The sequence below is a fragment of the Bradyrhizobium sp. UFLA06-24 genome (assembly GCF_054967145.1).
Genome location: NZ_JADFUE010000189.1, coordinates 1 through 1,215, shown reverse-complemented (window position 1 = coordinate 1,215; position 1,215 = coordinate 1). Strand labels below are relative to the sequence as shown.

Sequence of the window (1,215 nt, the reverse complement as noted above, 5' to 3'; positions counted from 1 at the left end):
GGTCTATGACCTGCTGATGAAGGCGGCGGCCGAGACAACGCTCGCCATCGCCGCTGATCCCAAGCGCCTCGGCGCACGGATCGGTGTCACGTCCGTGCTGCACACCTGGGGCTCGGCGCTCACCCATCATCCACACGTACACATGATCGTGCCGGGCGGAGGGCTCTCGTTCGACGGCGCACGATGGGTCGCCTCGCGCACCAACTTCCTCGTTCACGTCAACGTGTTGGCGCGCCTGTTCCGCGGCAAGATGCTGGCGATGCTCATGGATGCGCACGACGCCAAACAGCTGACGTTCTTCAACACCCATGCCGGGCTCGTCGACAAAAGGACGTTCAAGCGCTTCATCGCGCCGCTGCGGCGCATCAAGTGGGTGGTCTACTGCAAGGCGCCGTTCGCAGGGCCCGAGCAGGTGTTGCGCTATCTCTCCCGTTACACCCATCGGGTCGCCATCTCGAATCGCCGCCTCGTTGCGGCCGACGACGGCGCCATTACGTTCCGCTGGAAAGACTACCGCATCAACGGCGCCGGCCGCTGGATGACCATGCGGCTTCACCCGCACGAGTTCATCCGCCGCTTCCTGACGCATGTGCTGCCCAAGGGCTTCCACCGCATTCGCCACTACGGGCTCTTTGCCAACGCCAACCGCGCCGAGAACATCGCGACCGCCCGCGCACTCCTCAATGTCACCCCGCCCGCCACTGACCCGCAAGAGCAGCCGGATAGCGCGACGGATGGGCCACGCGTGCTGCCTTGTTCATGCCCTTGCTGCGGCGCCCGCATGATCGTGATCGAGGTGTTCGCGCGCGGCTGTCAACCGAGGTGGCGTCCTACGCCGGATAGGATCGACACCTCATGACCCAAGCCTCCCGTCGACCTCGCAGCTTCCCGCTCCGATGGCGCTGGTTCCACGCCGGCAGCGCCCGCTCTCGGTCCAATCACGGTCATCAATACGGTGAGAGCCTGTTGATGCACTCCGAGCAGCCGCCCAGATGCCTATTGCATGCTCCCGACCCCGCCCGAGACCCTATCCGCAGGTCACATCCCGCCTCCGTCGCGTCCACCATCGAGGTCGGCGCCGCCATCAAATCCCCATAGCGCTTGCTACTTAGCCGGTGCCCAACTTCCCGCGACTTCGTGCCTTGGCGCTTTTTGGACGCCGGTCAGTTGAGCGTGCGCAGCCTCCTTCGTTGCCGGCGTCCAAAAACCTGCACA

At 64.9% G+C, this 1,215-nt stretch carries 1 protein-coding gene; it reads left to right on the top strand.

Annotated elements, in window-relative coordinates:
* Positions 1 to 859: IS91 family transposase (locus IF809_RS38560; protein WP_462840077.1), on the top strand; the 859-nt coding region annotated here is incomplete at its 5' end.
* Positions 860 to 1,215 lie beyond the last annotated feature (356 nt).